Source organism: Dietzia sp. NPDC055343 (genome assembly GCF_053645265.1).
Window position 1 is genome coordinate 19,979 of sequence record NZ_JBSHMJ010000035.1, and the last position, 14,725, is coordinate 34,703.

Annotated in this window: 17 protein-coding genes; 9 read left to right on the top strand and 8 right to left on the bottom strand. The window is 69.9% G+C overall.

From position 1 onward, the window contains the following. Nucleotides 1-19 precede the first annotated feature (19 nt). The 3 genes from ACWIE7_RS14880 (at nt 20) to ACWIE7_RS14890 (ending at nt 1,679) form a co-directional block, all read left to right on the top strand. Nucleotides 20-172: a hypothetical protein gene (locus ACWIE7_RS14880; RefSeq protein ID WP_344997087.1), complete on the top strand. Its 153-nt coding sequence runs from the start codon at nt 20-22 to the stop codon at nt 170-172. A gap of 140 nt (nt 173-312) precedes the next feature. Beyond that, the gene (locus ACWIE7_RS14885; RefSeq protein ID WP_454069756.1) at nt 313-924 is read left to right on the top strand and encodes a YdhK family protein; all 612 of its coding nucleotides are present in this window, start codon (nt 313-315) and stop codon (nt 922-924) included. Nucleotides 925-1,031: 107 nt separating this feature from the next. Then, complete coding sequence (locus ACWIE7_RS14890) at nt 1,032-1,679, top strand: dihydrofolate reductase family protein (RefSeq protein ID WP_452098164.1); 648 nt, start codon at nt 1,032-1,034, stop codon at nt 1,677-1,679. Between the two features lie 30 nt (nt 1,680-1,709). Here ACWIE7_RS14890 and aztD read toward each other — a convergent pair whose 3' ends face one another. Genes aztD through aztB form a run of 4 tightly spaced genes read right to left on the bottom strand, consistent with a single transcriptional unit; the run spans nt 1,710 to nt 6,107 of the window. Beyond that, complete coding sequence (gene aztD, locus ACWIE7_RS14895) at nt 1,710-2,930, bottom strand: zinc metallochaperone AztD (protein ID WP_454069758.1); 1,221 nt, start codon at nt 2,928-2,930, stop codon at nt 1,710-1,712. A 14-nt stretch (nt 2,931-2,944) separates the two neighbouring features. Continuing rightward, the gene (aztC, locus tag ACWIE7_RS14900) at nt 2,945-3,832 is read right to left on the bottom strand and encodes a zinc ABC transporter substrate-binding protein AztC (protein WP_454069759.1); all 888 of its coding nucleotides are present in this window, start codon (nt 3,830-3,832) and stop codon (nt 2,945-2,947) included. Between the two features lie 56 nt (nt 3,833-3,888). Further along, nucleotides 3,889-5,196 carry an ABC transporter gene (locus ACWIE7_RS14905; RefSeq protein ID WP_452098167.1) on the bottom strand — a complete coding sequence of 436 codons (1,308 nt, stop codon included), beginning with the start codon at nt 5,194-5,196 and terminating at the stop codon, nt 3,889-3,891. A 53-nt stretch (nt 5,197-5,249) separates the two neighbouring features. Next, nucleotides 5,250-6,107 (bottom strand): zinc ABC transporter permease AztB, encoded by an 858-nt coding sequence (gene aztB, locus ACWIE7_RS14910; protein ID WP_454069761.1) that lies wholly within the window; start codon nt 6,105-6,107, stop codon nt 5,250-5,252. 54 nt (nt 6,108-6,161) lie between these two features. Here aztB and ACWIE7_RS14915 point away from each other — a divergent pair, with 54 nt between their 5' ends. From ACWIE7_RS14915 to ACWIE7_RS14930, 4 genes are all read left to right on the top strand, one after another. Further along, complete coding sequence (locus tag ACWIE7_RS14915) at nt 6,162-6,617, top strand: ATP-binding cassette domain-containing protein (protein WP_454069763.1); 456 nt, start codon at nt 6,162-6,164, stop codon at nt 6,615-6,617. After that, nucleotides 6,617-6,787 (top strand): hypothetical protein, encoded by a 171-nt coding sequence (locus tag ACWIE7_RS14920; RefSeq protein ID WP_454069765.1) that lies wholly within the window; start codon nt 6,617-6,619, stop codon nt 6,785-6,787. Before ACWIE7_RS14915 ends, ACWIE7_RS14920 begins: the two co-directional genes overlap by 1 nt. Nucleotides 6,788-7,047: 260 nt before the next feature. Continuing rightward, complete coding sequence (locus ACWIE7_RS14925; RefSeq protein WP_454069767.1) at nt 7,048-8,505, top strand: MDR family MFS transporter; 1,458 nt, start codon at nt 7,048-7,050, stop codon at nt 8,503-8,505. Between the two features lie 62 nt (nt 8,506-8,567). Beyond that, the gene (locus ACWIE7_RS14930) at nt 8,568-8,957 is read left to right on the top strand and encodes a hypothetical protein (protein WP_452098171.1); all 390 of its coding nucleotides are present in this window, start codon (nt 8,568-8,570) and stop codon (nt 8,955-8,957) included. A 33-nt stretch (nt 8,958-8,990) separates the two neighbouring features. Here ACWIE7_RS14930 and ACWIE7_RS14935 read toward each other — a convergent pair whose 3' ends face one another. The 3 genes from ACWIE7_RS14935 to ACWIE7_RS14945 all read right to left on the bottom strand — a co-directional run bounded on the left by ACWIE7_RS14935 (nt 8,991) and on the right by ACWIE7_RS14945 (nt 11,679). Continuing rightward, on the bottom strand, nt 8,991-9,551 hold the full coding sequence (locus ACWIE7_RS14935) for a dihydrofolate reductase family protein (RefSeq protein WP_454069769.1): 561 nt from the start codon (nt 9,549-9,551) through the stop codon (nt 8,991-8,993). Nucleotides 9,552-9,739: 188 nt separating this feature from the next. Then, nucleotides 9,740-10,348, bottom strand: coding sequence for an alpha/beta fold hydrolase (locus tag ACWIE7_RS14940; protein WP_454069771.1), 609 nt, complete (start codon nt 10,346-10,348; stop codon nt 9,740-9,742). Between the two features lie 389 nt (nt 10,349-10,737). After that, nucleotides 10,738-11,679 (bottom strand): oxygenase MpaB family protein, encoded by a 942-nt coding sequence (locus tag ACWIE7_RS14945; RefSeq protein WP_454069773.1) that lies wholly within the window; start codon nt 11,677-11,679, stop codon nt 10,738-10,740. Nucleotides 11,680-11,852: 173 nt separating this feature from the next. Between ACWIE7_RS14945 and ACWIE7_RS14950 the strand changes: the two genes are divergently transcribed. Both ACWIE7_RS14950 and ACWIE7_RS14955 read left to right on the top strand, forming a co-directional pair. After that, nucleotides 11,853-12,596, top strand: a complete 744-nt coding sequence (locus ACWIE7_RS14950; RefSeq protein WP_452098175.1) for a TetR/AcrR family transcriptional regulator — start codon at nt 11,853-11,855, stop codon at nt 12,594-12,596. A 150-nt stretch (nt 12,597-12,746) separates the two neighbouring features. Continuing rightward, the gene (locus ACWIE7_RS14955) at nt 12,747-13,187 is read left to right on the top strand and encodes a universal stress protein (protein ID WP_452098176.1); all 441 of its coding nucleotides are present in this window, start codon (nt 12,747-12,749) and stop codon (nt 13,185-13,187) included. Nucleotides 13,188-13,299: 112 nt separating this feature from the next. On the opposite strand, the gene ACWIE7_RS14960 is transcribed toward ACWIE7_RS14955, so the two are convergent. Next, nucleotides 13,300-14,676, bottom strand: coding sequence for an MFS transporter (locus ACWIE7_RS14960; RefSeq protein ID WP_454069777.1), 1,377 nt, complete (start codon nt 14,674-14,676; stop codon nt 13,300-13,302). Between the last annotated feature and the right edge of the window lie 49 nt (nt 14,677-14,725).

Genomic DNA, 14,725 nt, shown 5'->3' on the forward strand with positions numbered 1-14,725 from the left:
CGTAGGGAGGGAACCCCTCATGGCACCCATTCGACCGGCCATCGACCTCGTCCGCCAGCTCTGGTATTCACTCGACACCGCCAGCGCGCTCCGTCATGGGGCGCCCATCTCCGAGAGGGCGCGGCAGTACACCATGGCGGCGCCGACACCCGGCACGCAGATTCTCGCGTAACCGCCGCACCGGAGCGGGCACCTGCGACGGGCGTCGGCTCCGGGGGCGTCCGCACACCTTCACACGCCCTCCGTCGTGGCACGGATACCCCCTGCGGGTATACCCTCGTGGTCAGCGAACCCGACGAGAGGACACACACCATGAATCGTCAGACCGCCCTCGCAGCAGTCGCACTGGCCTCCGCACTGGCACTGAGCGCCTGTGGGAGTGACACCGCGGAGACGGGCGAGGCCACCGCGACGGAGACCTCATCGTCGTCGGACCATACCAAGCACGGCACCGACGCCGCGCCCTCCGACGGCGCCGCGCACGACGCCCATCAGCATCCCGCGGACGGCGGACCGGCGCCCGAGGGCATCGCGGAGGCCGGCGATCCCGCCTTCCCGGTCGGGACGGACGTCATCCTGTCCGCCGACCACATGCCCGGGATGGACGGCGCCGCCGCCACCGTCTCCGGCGCGTTCGACACCACCACCTACTCGGTCAGCTACACCCCGACCGACGGCGGTGAGCCTGTCGTCGACCACAAGTGGGTCGTCCACGAGGAACTGGAGAACCCGGGCCCGGCACCGCTGCCCGACGGCACCGAGGTCGTCCTGCGCGCCGCCCACATGCCCGGCATGGACGGGGCGACGGCGACCATCGACAGCTCGACCCAGGAGACCGTCTACATGGTCGACGTCCACTCCGAGAACATGACCATGACCAACCACAAGTGGGTCACCGAGAGCGAGATCCGACCGGCGGGCTGACCGCGACGGCCGCCGCGCCGCACCGACCACGACGCGGGGGCCTTGTGCCCGGCGGCCGACAGTCCTACTCTTCCGGACACACCGCAGCCCGCACGGCAGGGGACGATATGTCCAGAGTCCGGATACACAACATGTTCGTCTCGCTGGACGGCTTCGCCGCCGGCACCTACGTCACCACCGACCACCCCATCGGCGACGCCGCGGCGCTCTTCGCGGGCTTCGACGGCCGGGTGATCCACGGGATCGACGGCGTGGATGCGCCGATCACCCTCGACCGCGCCCTGACCAGCCTGTGGGGGCAGGGCATCGGCGTGGAGATCATGGGGAGGCGCAAATTCGGGCCACAGTCCGGGCCGTGGGCCGACGACGGGTGGCGCGGCTGGTGGGGCGATGAACCGCCGTTCCGCACGCCCGTCATCGTGCTCACCCATCACGCGCGGGAGCCGATCGAGTTCGCCAACGGCACCGTCTTCCACTTCCTCGACGCCGACCCCGCCGAGGCCCTGCAGCGCGCCCGCGAGCTCGCGCCGGGCACCGACGTGCGCATCGGGGGAGGTCCGACGGTCTGCCGCCAGTTTCTCGAGGCCGACCTCGTGGACTTCATGCACGTCGTGGTGGTGCCGGTGGTCCTGGGCGAGGGCCAGCGCGCGTTCCCCCACGGCGCTGCGCTGACGGACCGGTTCGACGTGGAGGTCTTCTCGACCCCGGGTGGACGCACGCATCAGCTGTGGAACCGGCGGGCGCGGGAGTCGTAGCGGCCCGCCGGTTCCCACTGCCGGGCTCGATTACCCCAGAGCCACAGCGATCTCGTTCGGTTCGCCGGGGATCTGGCCGGAGGCGACGACCTCACCGGTCCGGAGATCGACGGCGTGCACGGAGCGCGTCGCAGGCTCGGTCACGTAGGCGATGTCCCCGCGGACGGTCATGGCCGGGTGCGGGTTCTGCCACTCCGCCGGCCCGTCCCACGACTCGATCACCTCGTGACTCTCGGAGATCTCGCCGGTGGCGGGATCCATCACGTGGATGGACCCGTCCGTGGCGAGGATGTACGCCAGGTCGCCGGGCCCGCGGGCGACGCCCCGCCACGTGTACTCGACGCCTTCCGGCAGATCCACGACCTCGTGAGTGCCGGCCTCGGGATCGATGAGCGCGACCTGATCGAGGAGCACGCCCTCGGCGTCCGGGTCGTCCTTGTAGTCGCCGACGATGAGCGGGCTGGTCTCGGAGACGTACGCGTTGCCCATCCGCCCGTAGTCGTCGGCGGCGGTGAGCTTCTCGAACTCGCCGTCGTGGAACAGCAGCGCGCCGTCCTCGCAGCCGAAGACCACGGTCTCGTCGGCGGCGGTGCCCTCGCCGTGGACGCCGGGGCACTCCTCGCTGCGACTCACCTCGGTGCCGTCGGCGTCCATGGCGCGCACTCCCGAGCGGCCGGCGTCGTCGCCGATCGTGGTGAGGAAGGTGCCGTCCGACAGCACGATGGACACCCCGTGGTGGGCCCGGTCACCGGGAACCGTCTCGGTCTCCGGGAGCTGTCCGCCACCGTCGAGCAGCGCGCTGGTGGCGAAGATGGTGGTGTCGCTGGTGCCGTCGTCGTAGAGAACCGTTTTTCCGTCGTGTCGCACGACGTGCGCGGGGGTCTCAGCCTCGAATACCAGGTCGGTCAGGGCGGGTTCGGCGGTGTCGAGGACCTGGAAGCCGTCCGACATGGTCACCAGAACGTTCCGGCCGTCACCGACCGCGTTGAGTCGGGTGAACTCCTCGGACTCGAACTCCTCGACCACCTCGAGGGTGTCGCCGTCGAGGACCGCGATCCCGTTCTCGTAGGCCACCGCGAGGCGGTTCTCCGTGGCGCCGGCGTCAGCCGCCGCGGTGGCGGTCGTGGTCGCCGAGTCCTGGGATTCCGCATTGTCCCCGGTGCCGCTGCCGCCCCCGCACGCTGTCGCCAGCAGCGACGCCGTCGCGAGCATCGCGAGCGCTCCGGCGCCGCGTGTGATCCGTGTTGTCATTCGGTGTTCCTCTCCTATGGGTGATTCGAAAGCCCGTCGGCGATGCGCGTGGTGTTGGCGCGCATCATCGTCAGGTAGGTGTCCGCGCCCCGGCCCGGTTCGGTGAGCGACTCGGTGAACAGTTCGATCACCTCGACGTCGATCCCGGCCTCGCTCGCCAGCACCTGCACCAGCCGGTCGGGCTGGGACGATTCGGCGAAGATCGCGGGAACGTCGGCCTCGGTGATCGCCGAGGCGAGGTCGTCTAGGTCGGCGGCACTCGGGGACGCCAGCGTGGTGCCCCCGGGAATGGCGGCGCCGATGACGCGGAAGTCGAAACGCTCGGCCAGGTAGCCGAACACGTGGTGGTTGGTGACGAGGGCGCGCGCGTCGTCGGGGATACCGGCGAACGCGGTCGCCATCTCCTCGTCGAGCTCGGCGAGTTCCGCGCGGTATCGCTCCGCGCCCGCCTCCACAGACGCGCGGTCGATCCCTTCGACCTCGAGCAACTCGGTCTCCAGCGCGTCCACGACGTCGACGACCCGGCGCGGATCGGTCCAGAAATGTGGATCCGGGGCGCCGCCGGCCTCCTCCTGCGAGTAGGAGATGACCTCGATCTGCTCCCCCGCCGTGAACGTCTCCACGCCCGCGTCGGCCACGCGGTCCAGGTGCTGTTGCAGGCCCTCCTCCAGGCCCAGTCCGTTGGAAACCACGAGATCCGCGCGGTCCAGGAGACTCGCTTCCTGGACGGAGATCTCGAAGGAGTGCGGATCGGCGTTGGGCTTCATCAGCGTCGTCACGTCGGCGCTCTCGCCGGCCAGGTTCTCCACCACGTCGCCGAGGATGTTGGTGGTGACGACGACCACGGGCCGGTCCGATGACGCGTCGGCGCCCGTACACCCGGCCAGGGTCAGCACGGCCACGAGGACCGCGGCTACCGGCCCCCGAGGGACGCCGACCACGGGTGTCCGCCGCCGCCTCATCGCCCCGTCTCCGCGAAGAAGTCGGGCGCGGTCGGGGTGTCGAGAGAGCGGGCGACGCGCGCGCCGCCGCGATAGTCGATCTCGTGGACTACGCCCCCGGCGGGGTCGTTGACGTAGGCGCGTTCCCGGTCGACGGTGAGGTCGACCCCCTTCCGCGTTTCCGGGTCCGCGAGAGCTGCGGCCAGCAGGGGTTCCGTTGCGGCGATCTCGGCTCCGGCGGCGCCGTCGTAGACGCGGATCCTGCCCTCGTGGTCCAGTGCGACGACGTGTCGGTCCGCGTCGTCGGACGCCGAGACCTGGACGAGCGGCTCCGCCGTCGGCACGTGCCGCCACTGCTTCTCGCGGGTGTCGAGCAGCCAGAATCCGGTCTCGCCGGCGAGCGCGGCCGTGGTGGGGCGCCCCTTGCGGTTCCGGAAGTCGGTGGCGCGCGGTGCGTCCGTGCCCTCGGGGTAGGGCACGTGCTCCAGGGTCGGCTCGTCGCCGTCAAGCGTGGCGAGGACGGCTCCGTCAGCGCAGCCGACGACCACGCCCACGCGGGTGGTGATGGTGCCCTGCGCATCGGGGCACGGGGCCGCCGCGCCGTCCACGGGTGCGCCGGCCGAGTCGTGGAACCGCACCCCGGTCACGGCGCCCGAGTCGTCGACGGAGCTGACGAGCGCGCCGCCGCCCAGCGGGGCGGCCACCCCCTCGTGTGGTTCGGTCTCCAGACGGAAGACCTCCTCGATCCGCCCCTTGGAGAGTGCCTGGTTGTCCAACAGCACCGCCTCGCCCGACTCCGGGAAGAACAGCCCGGTGCCGCCGGTGGTCGCGTTGGCCGAGGTCGACACGACCACCGGACCGCTGCCCGCCACGGGCCCCAGCACCCGCGGCGAGGTGCGGTAGAAGTGGAAGTGGTCGACGTGATCCCACGTCCACACGCCGCTGTCGACGATCTCGACGCCCTCGACCGTCTCGGCGAACAGGTAGCGCCCGTCGGAGGTGACCGCCGACGGCGGGGCGATGACCCCCGGTTCGGAGACGGTCCCGTCCAGCAGGTTCACCATTCCCACGGCGCCGTCCGAATCGATGCTCACGAGGTGCAGCTGCGGCTCGGCCACCTCCTCGGCGCCGTCGATGGCTCCGTGTCCGGCTCCGGAGGCTTCCGCTCCGGCGGGACTCCCAGCGGCGGGGCCCTGCGCGGTGGGCACCTCGGCAGCCGGCGCGGCGCCGGTTGCGTCGGTGCCCTCGTCATCGGCACCGGCGCACGCCGCGAGTGAGAGCGCCAGGGCCACGGCGAGGGGCACGATCGTTCTGGAATTCTGCATGACCTGCTTTCGGATAGTCATTCGGGTCGGGCCGGGGGTGACGGGGTCTGCGGCTACCGGCGGGAAGACGGGTGGTGCGTCAACCGGCGGGCTCGCGGGATGTCGTACGCGGCCCTGACCAGCGCTGAGGCCCCGGCGAGCGCGATGGCGGAGAAGGCGATGGAGGAGCCGGCGGCCGTTCCCGCATGCCAGGACGCCAGCAGGCCGACCACCACGGCAGCGCTGCCGAAGACAGCAGCGAGCGCCATCGTGGAGGGGATACGACGGGTCCACCGGTTCGCGGCGACCACCGGTGCGAGCAGCAGCGCCACCACGAGCAGGGTGCCGACGGCCTGGTACGAGGCCACCACCGCGAGGGTCACCAGGCCGATGAGCACCACGTGGGCCAGCGCCGGACGGAGCCCGAGAGTCTGGGCGATGCGCGGGTCGAATGCCGCGGCCACGAAGGCCCGGTGGAAGACCACCCCGAGCGCTAGCGTGACCGCCAGGGCGATCGCCAGGGTGACGAGTTCGGGAGTGCCTACCGCGAGGATGTCACCGAAGAGGATGGCCGTCGCGTCCGTGGCGAAGCTGCCCGAGTGCGACACGATGATCACCCCGACCGACAGCATCGTGACGAACAGCAAACCGATGGTCGTGTCGTAGGACAGCCGCCCGCGCCGCTGCAGTGCGCCGATCGCCACGCTCATCGTCACCGCGCTGGCGGCTCCGCCGGCCAGGGCGGGCAGGCCGAGCACCGTGGCCAGCGCGACCCCCGGCAGCATCCCGTGCCCGATCGCCTCCCCGAAGAACGCCATCCCGCGGATGACCACCCAGGTGCCCACGACGCCGCATATGGCCGCCACGAGCACACCACCGAGCGCAGCACGCGCGACGAACACCGTGCTGAACGGATCAAGGAACCAGGACACGAGGTAGTACGGTAACGGTACTGACAATCATTTTCAACAAGGAGGAGATTCGCCTTGACGCCTTCGAATGGCCCCGCACTGAGCGCCCACGGCGTGTGCTTCGGTTACGCAGGACACGAAGTGATCCACGATGTCGATCTCGAACTGGGCCGGGGGACGGTCACCGCCATCGCCGGACCCAACGGCGTCGGCAAATCGACACTGCTCGAGATCCTCGCCGGGGTACGCACTCCACAGAAGGGTGAGGTGCGCCGGCTGGGCACGGTGTCATTGGTGGTGCAGCGCCCGGCCGCGCCGGAGACCCTCCCACTCACCGTGCGTGACACCGTCGCGATGGGGACGTGGGGCCGCCGCCTCGGGAGGAGGCGAACGCGGGAAGTCGTCGCGGAGATGATCGACGTGGTCGGCCTGACCGGCTACGACTCCCGCCCCCGGACCGACCTGTCCGGGGGCAGCGGCAGCGCACCCTCCTCGCCCAGGCACTCGCACGCCGGGCGGACATCGTGCTGATGGACGAGCCCGACGCCGGACTCGACACCGAGAGCCGCGGCCGCATTCACGATCTGCTCCTCGACCAGGCAGACCGTCGAGGTGCCGTCGTCGTCTGCGCGACACACCACGACGGCTTCATCGCCGCCGCGGATCGCGTGGTCAGGCTCGGATCCGTGCGAGCGCTCTGACAGGCGCCGACCGGAGTCGGCACCACGGCGTTGACCCCACGGCTGGCGGTGACGCCCCGCACCTCAAATTGCATCGAGTGCAAACATGCACCTAGTGTAAAAACGGATCGAGCCCACCGTGCCGCCGCCACCCACGAGCCTGCGCGAATCGAAGGCACTCGAGACGCGTCTCGCGAGGCGACGCGCTGCTCCGGGCCGACCGTCGGGCCCTCCGCCACGACGCCCGCACCACCCGACCCCGCACGAATCGAGCCCCTGCCGTGACCCCCGAACCCCGAGACTCCACCGATCAGCCCGACACCGCACGGGCGCCGGTCAACCGCAACCTCCTCCTGGCGGTGCTGGTGTCGGGCGCGTTCGTGATCATCCTCAACCAGACCCTTCTCAACACCGCGCTCCCGGTCTTCATGGCGGACTTCGGCATCAGCGCGAGTGACGCCCAGTGGATGACAACCATCTTCATGCTGGTCAACGGCATCATGATCCCGGTCACGGCGTTCCTCATCCAGAAGTTCACCACCCGGACGATGTTCCTCGCGGCGATGGCGTTGTTCATCGTCGGCACCGCCGTCTGCGCGCTCGCCCCCGTGTACCCCATCCTGCTGGGCGGTCGCGTGATCCAGGCCGCGAGCGGCGGCATGATCATGCCGTTGATGCAGACCATCCTCTTCGCGATTTTCCCCGTGCGGGAGCGCGGCAAGGCGATGGGCACATTCGGACTGGTGATCGCCTTCGCGCCGGCGATCGGCCCGACCCTGTCCGGCTTCATCGTGGACCACTGGCCGTGGCAGACGCTGTTCATCATGATGCTGCCGATCGCCGTGATCGCGTCGGTCTTCGGGTACTTCCTGCTGGCCAACGTCACGGAACAAACCAACCCGCGGCTCGACGTGGTGTCCGTCATCCTGTCGTCGCTGGGCTTCGGCGGCCTGCTCTTCGGTTTCGGAACAGCGGGAGACGCCGGATGGGTGAGCCCCGAGGTGCTCATCGCGCTGGCGGTCGGCGCCGTCGCGCTGGCGTTCTTCATCCATCGGCAGCTCACGCTGGCGGAGCCGCTCCTCGAGCTCCGGGTTCTCCGGTACCCCATGTTCACGCTCAACACGGTGCTCGGCATGATCGTCTTCATCGCCCTGATCGGCGGCATGCTCGTCCTGCCGCTGTACATGCAGAACATGACCGGCTTCACCGCCATGGAGTCCGGGATGGCACTGCTACCCGGCGCCGTGGTCATGGGAGTGATGTCCCCGATCACCGGCCGGATCTTCGACGCCGTGGGCGCCAGATGGCTCGCCGTGATCGGCTTCGCCCTGCTCACCGCCGCCACGTTCCCGTTCACCCAGCTGACCACCGAGACGTCGTTCGCCTACCTGGCGGGATTCAACGCGGTCCGCATGCTCGGCGCGGCGATGGTCATGATGCCCGTGACCACGGCAGCGCTCAACCAGCTCCCGAAGCACCTCGTCCCGCACGGAACGGCGGTCAACAACACCTTCCGCCAGATCGCGGCCTCCGTCGGGGCCGCCGTTCTGGTGACCGTCATGACCTCGACCGCACTGGACCCGCAGGTGCACGGCATGGAGGGGTTGGTCCACGGAGCCGACATGGCGTTCCTCGTCTCCATGGTCGTGGCCGCGGTGGGAATCATCGGCTCGTTCTTCATCTCCAACTCCCACGGGCCGGATCGAACCACCCAAGCGAGCGCGGGGTCGGACACCTGAGAAGACCGATCTCCGTCAAGCGTGGGTTGACGTTGCCGTCGTCGTCAACTATTAGTTGACACATGAGCACCCACCTCGACACCGCACTATCCGCCGATCTCGACGCGCCCATCCGGGCGGCGCACGCCGCCGCGGCGGGCGCGGCATTCACCCAGGCGCAGGCCGTACTCGGTACCACGCCCCCGCCGGGGGCCGACGGTGAGCAGTGGAACGTCGCCGTTCAGGTACTCGCGTTTCGGATCGAACACGCCGCCGGGTTCGATGCGCTCGGCTCCGTCGTGGGCCTGCGGCGATGGGGGGTGACCTGGGACGTGATCGGGCGCGCGGCCGGCATCTCCCGCCAGGCGGCCCACGCACGGTGGGGCGCCCAGGTGCGCGCGACGCTCGACCGGTACGGGACCGGAGAGCTGGGCGGCCCGGTTGCCGACGACGAGAAGGACCTCAGTTCCTGAGTCGCAACCCCGCCCGGGCCGTCCGGGTCGCCGTCAGCGCCGGGCGTAGTGGAGGTACGCGGTGTCGCCGAAGGTGCGGTGCTCGACGAGGTCCAGGTTGAGCGCCGCGTCGGCGGGTAGGGCACGGAGCCCACCGCCGACGACCTTCGGGACCACGAAGAACCGGAAGTCGCGCACCATGCCGGCCCGGATCGCGGCGGCGGCGGTAGTCGGGCCGAAGATCTCCACCTCGCCGGGCGCATCGCGGACGATCTGCTCCAGCTCGGACAGTTCGAGACGGGGCACCAGCCGATCGCGCGGTGAATCGAGGTCCTCAGGCTCCAGGGTCGACGACACCACGACGTGCTCGATCCCCTGCCAGCGTCGGGCGAACTCCCGCTCGTCCTCGCCCCAGGAGCCGCCCTCGGGCTCGGCGTTCCAGTACGTCATGAGCTGGTAGGTGTTGCGGCCCAGGACCTCGGTGGACACCGCGCCCATGCGCTCGACGTGGAACCGGAACACCTCGTCGCCCGGCGCGGACCACTGGAAGTCCCCGCTCGCGTCGGCGGCGTACCCGTCGAGGGAGACCGTCGCGGTAAAGCTCAGCGTTCCCATGGGGCACCCCTGTGTGTCGACGACGACGATGCGGCAAGAGTAGTCCCATAGAGCCCTGCACGGACACATAATTTTCCGTGAGAATGGCCCCATCCGGCGACCGGAGTCGACGAAGCCGGTCATGATCCCGCCGGGCACTCCACCGCCGAGCTCGCGGAGTCCGACCCGGCATGGTCCCCGGCTGGGCCCTACAGCGCGAGCATCGCGGCGGCGACCTCTCCCACAGCGGAGGGCGGGATCGCCGACGCCGCGTTGTCGAGGACGAGCAGTCGCGCGTCGGGGATCTCGTGTGCGAGCGCCTCGCCATTGCCGACGGGGAAGAATCGGTCGCAGCGGCCGTGCACGACCAGCGTCGGCAGTGTGAGACCGGGTAGCCGTTCGCGCCACCGCGGGGCGCAGTCCAGGCGGGCGAACGCCATCCCCAGCTGATCGGCCTGACGGGACCCCGCATCGGACCCGGGCGTGCGGTCCCAAATCCGGCCCGCCACCTCGCCTGCCGCCACGGCGTCATTGCCGAGGATCTCGGCTCGCGCTGTCGCAAATGCGACGACGGACTCCCGCTCGGACCAGTCCGGCGGGGTGAGGGAGAACACCCGGCGCTTGACGTCTGCATCGTGATCCGGAAGGTTCTCGTCGACCGGCCCCGGGGCCACGGCCCGGGTGCCGATGAGCGTGAGCGCCGAGAACGCGGCAGGATGGTCGAGCGCGGCCAGCTGCGCGACCATCCCCCCCGACACCGATGCCCGCCAGATGGACGGGATATACGGACAGATCCCGAGCCAGCGCCGCGGCGTCATCGGCGAGGTGGCGGAGCGTGTACCCGGGCGTGGCCGGGTCGTACCTGGTTGATCGCCCGCTGTCCCGCAGGTCGTAGCGCACGACGTGCCGACCTCCCCGCGCCACCGCCACACAGAGCGCATCCGACCAGGACAGCATCGTCGGGGCACCTACGAGGAGGACCGTCGGCATTGACCTGTCACCGACGTGCTCGACGGCGAGCGTGACGCCGTTGACGTCCACGGTCCCGGGAAGCGGACCCGGTGCCGGCGCGTGCGGCTCGCCTGCCATGCGCTCACCCGCCCTTCCTGTTCGACCGCCACCAGTACCTCAGTGTGACGACGGTCTCATCTTAGTCGGCTAGAGGCAGGCCCTGCCCTTGCCCGGCGTTCGACACCGGAAGTGAGCCTCAGAAGACGCTAACCCCGAGCCTGCGGCGGATCCGCATGTCCCACAGCGCGAGGGTGTACATCTTCTTGAGTGGCATGGGCAGGACCTTGTCGGCGGCGCGCGCAACGGCGTTCATCCGGCGCTTGCGCCGCAGGTCGGCGGGCGTGATCTCCCAGTTCATCTGTTCGCGGGTCGACGCCGGGACGCCGAAGCGGGTGTACGAGTGGTTGGTGGGCCCGAACGCGCGCCGCGCCAGGTCGCCGGCACCGCGGAACTTGCCGTCGAGGATCCGGAAGGCGCACAGGTCATCAAGCATCTGCCGGACCGGGTCGTCGATCTCCGCGTCCGCCATCCCCGCGGCGAACCGCTCCTCGTACTCCGCCCAGGTGGCGGGCCAGTCCTCCTCGGGGACGTTGAGCACGGTCGCGAGCGGCGAGGCGAGGGTCAGGACGTGCTCGCGCTCGGCGGCATCGAGCTCGCGGTACAGCAGTTCGTACTGGTCCACGAAGAACCGGATGAGGCACAGCGCCACCCACAGCTGCAGCTCGCGGGAGTTACCGGAGTAGCGCACGGGACTGCTCGAGGTGGAGAAGACCTCGTCGTGGATCCGCTTGACCTCCCGGTGCATGAACTCCTTGTCGTCGTCGTTCCCGATCGTCGCCACGGCGAGGTACAGGGCGGTCGTGCGCGCCCGCTTGACGGGGTGCGTGTCGGCGCGGCCGCGCTCGACGCGGCTCTCGAGCACGCCGTAACCCACGGCCGGATTGGCCAGCTGCATGATCACGTTCGCGCCGGCCAGCCACATCCACAGCCCGCTCGACAGGTCCAGCAGCGAGTCGATCTCGGTGAGGTCCCGCTCGGCCGGCCGCCGCACGGCGATCATCCGGTCGAGTCCGGCGCGGGCGGCGTGGACGCCGCCGGGCGTCGGTACGGAGTGGGAGTCGGTCATCGCAGCGGTCATCGGTCCGTCCTCGAAAAGTAGGGGGAGCTCGCTTCCGCACTCCCGGCGACCTGTGTGCCCACCGTAAACCCGCGAGGACCATCTGAGCAAGGGTGTAGTCAGATTCGATCCGGCGAGCTCGGTACGTGATTGATACGGTCAGCTGCGACAGTGCGAGACACGGGAGGTCGGGCATGACCGCTGGCGACAAGCCCGGGCGCGTCTACGGCGGCCGCTCGTCGGCCGACCGGGAGGCCGCGCGCCGACAAAGCCTGCTCGACGGCGCGATCGACACGCTCATCACCGGCGAGCCGCTCACAGTTCGGGGCGTCTGCCACACAACCGGGCTGACCTCGCGCTACTTCTACGAGAACTTCGCCTCGACGGACGCCCTGGCGGAAGCCGCGTACGATGCCTGCGTCAGCACGATCGCCACCGAAGTGGCCGCCGCATTCGCCGCGCCGCCGACCGTCGAGGAGCAGATCTCCAGCGCGATGTCCTCGCTCGTCGACGCGCTCGAAGCGGACCCCCGGGCGGGACACATCCTCTTCTCGACCCGCATCGCCAACGCGCTCATCGCCCGCAAGCGCCAGGAATCCACGCAGTTCTTCGTGGGCATCACCGCCGCGACCGCCCGCGAGGCGGCCGCCGAGCCCGTGCCCGGAATCGTCCTGGACCACGCCGCGCAGTTCGTCGTGGGCGGCGTGACCCAGCTGCTGTCGACGTGGCTCAATGCCCGATACGACGCGCAGTTCGGGGCCGCGGGGGACGAGCCGCCCGACGCGGATCGGGACGCCGGTGGCAACGGCAAAAATCATGACTACGACGACGACGCCGAGCCGGCAGCCCCCGAACTCGACAGCCCGACGGTCGCCCGAACGGCATCCGCGCTCATCACGGCGCTGGCCCGCCAGCTCGCCGTGGACCTCACTCTCTGACCCGCCGATTCCGCCCCTCGATACCGGTGCAGGGGTCAGCCCGGGCTGATCCCCCGCACCCCGCCGGACGCGGCGTTACCATCAGGGTGGCGTCGGGAGACGACGGTCCCGGCGGGAACCGTTCACCGTCGCAAGGATGTGGATCCAGTCATGGAGACCAAGCCAGTCATCGTCGGCATCGACGGCGCCGAGGATTCCGTTCGGGCCCTGCAGTGGGCCGTGGTCCACGCCCGCTCCGTGGGCGCTCCGCTGCATGTCATGGCCGTGTACGAGGTGCCCGCCATGCTCAGTCCCTACGGGATGGCCGCGTGGGAGAACCCGGCGAATCTCGAGCAGAACGCGCGGGCCATGCTCGACGCCACCGTGAAGTCGGCGCTCGGCGAGGACGAGGGCGCGGCGGTCGTTCAGCGCGTCGTCCAGGGCCATCCCGGGAAGGTGCTGGTCGAGCAGTCGGACGGAGCCGGGCTCCTCGTGATCGGTAGCCGCGGCCGCGGCGCCTTTACCGGGATGCTGCTCGGCTCGGTGAGCCAGTACGTGGTGGCTCGCGCGAAATGCCCGGTCGTGGTGATGCCGCACAACGCGCCGGACTGAGCGGACGCCGGCGACGGCGAGGCCCCCGGGTCCGCGGTGCGGATCCGGGGGCCTGCCCGAGGCTGCGTCGTACTGAGCTCGCGCCGTCTTGAGCTCGCGACGTGCGACGCCCCTAGTGGTGATGGACTCCATCGGTGTAGAGCGACTTCTTACTGGTCTCCGGGGACAGGATCAGCGAGATGATGGTCAGCACCGACAGCCCCACGAGGTAGTAGCCCACCCACGCCACGGAGAAGTGCTGCACCAGCCACACCGCGACGAACGGCGTGAGGGCGGCGCCGAGGATTGCGGAGAAGTTGTACGCCACGCCGGAACCCGTGTAGCGGGTGTGGGTGGGGAACAGCTCCGGCAGCACGGCCGACATCGGGCCGAAGGTCAGGCCCATCAGCGCCATGCCGACACACAGGAAGCCGAGCATGCGGACCACGTCGAGCCCGTCACCGGTGCCCATGGCCTCGGGGCTGAGCCACCAGCCGAACGACAGGCCGAAGAGGATGATCCCGGCGGTGGTGGTGATGAGCATCCGCCGTCGCCCGAAGCGGTCCGCGAGGTATCCGGCGATCGGGATGAACGCCGCGAAGAGCAGGATCGCGATGACCTGCAGGATGAGGAACGACCGGTAACCGTAGCCGAGCCCGCCGGTGGCCTCGCCGCCGATCGCGAACGAGAGGATCCACGTGGTCATCAGGTAGAACAGGCCGTAGGTGGCCAGCATGATGAAGGTGCCGAGGATGATCTCCCACCAGTTCTTGCGGAACACCTCGGACACAGGCGCCTTGACGCGCTCGTTCTGCGCGACCGCCTTGGCGAAGACCGGCGTCTCCTCGATCCGCAGCCGCACGTACAGGCCCACGCCGACCATCACGATGGACAGCAGGAACGGGATACGCCAGCCCCACACGAGGAACGGGTCGGACAGCTCGGCCGCGGTGGAGTCGTAGGCGAACCAGGTGGTGAGCAGCAGGAACACGCCGTTGGCCAGGATGAAGCCGAACGGGGCACCGAGCTGCGGCCACATCGCGGCGAACGCGCGCTTGCCGGGCTTGGCTGTCTCTGCTGCCAGCAGCGCGGCGCCCGACCACTCGCCGCCCAGGCCGATGCCCTGGAAGAAACGCATGATGGTGAGCATCGCCGGCGCCCAGAGCCCGATCTGGTGGATCGTCGGCAGCAGGCCGATGAGGAACGTGGCGATACCCATCGTCAGCAGTGCGCCGACCAGCGTGACCTTGCGTCCGAGCCGGTCGCCGTAGTGGCCGAAGATCACCGAGCCGAGGGGCCGCGCGATGAACGCGGTGCCGAAGGTCGCCATGGAGGCGAGCAGCGCCGTACCGGAGTCGCCGCCTGCGAAGAACAGCAGCGGGAAGACCGAGACCGCGGCCGTGGCGAAGATGTAGAAGTCGTAGAACTCGATCGTCGTGCCGATGAGGGACGCGAAGATGATCCGACTACGGGGGACGGGCGCGGTGGTCGCCGCCGCGGGCGTGCCCACCGTGGGATCGCCGACAGTCGGGTCGACGACGACAACGCCGTCGTCGTCG